Raw genomic sequence first — 854 nt, 5'->3', positions numbered from 1 at the left:
GAGTAAAAGGAGACCGGAATCATTGGATAATTGACCGCCATCGTTTGACATAACCAAATGGGGATTGAATTGTAGTTGCTTTTCTTGTAAAGTTGACATTGAGCACACCTCTTGTTTTTGTTGTTTTCGTCGACTTTACAATAACATAGAGCGTGCTCTTTTTGTATATTTTTTTCTTCACCCAACGGGTGAATAAGGAATAGATTGATAAACCTTATCAAAGCGGGATAAATGCCTGTTCTGACAAGGTACTATGAATTATTCAGGTTAATATTTGTATAGTTTTAACACATCATTTCGAAATTTGTTCACAATTAATCAAAGTACATAAATTTGAACATTTCATCATCAGAGGCGCATTGCTGGATTTGTTGACATTAAGAATTTACGATTTTGAATTCTCTAATTTATATTTCTAAAGTGTATCCAGTTTCACTAGTGTTGCATAAAACTTAGAATAAATAGGTTTTATAGGTTGTTACTTTTATCACAAGTAGTTTTCGTTAAAATTTCCAAAAAAGTCAATTGCTGGCGCAAGGGATGACTTTTTCCAGAAATTTTTAGGGTTATTCAGTTGTGGATTAGTCTTTTTGTACTCTCTTTCACTTAACCAGGTGCGAACGATTCTTTGAAATACGCAAATGGTTCATACTGTAACGCTCTGATTTGTCTCAAAATAGTGAAGAGGGTTGATTTCAACCTTAATTCTAGTTTCATCAGTAACGTCAATAACTCAAGTTTTGCAGTTAAAAAATAGCCTTTGACCCTTGGTGTCATTGACTTGGTACCGATTATTATGCCGCTTTTGATATTTGATTCAGCTGATTTTCTTTTAAAAATGGCTTGAAGAGTTC

At 33.4% G+C, this 854-nt stretch carries 1 protein-coding gene; it reads right to left on the bottom strand.

Going from position 1 to position 854, the window contains the following annotated elements:
• Positions 1–606: 606 nt before the first annotated feature.
• The coding region (locus ACYVLS_RS08900; protein ID WP_460323703.1) for a hypothetical protein at positions 607–854 on the bottom strand (248 nt) is incomplete at its 5' end.

Source organism: Alkalibacterium psychrotolerans (assembly GCF_054784355.1).
This window is presented reverse-complemented; position numbering and strand designations above follow the sequence as displayed.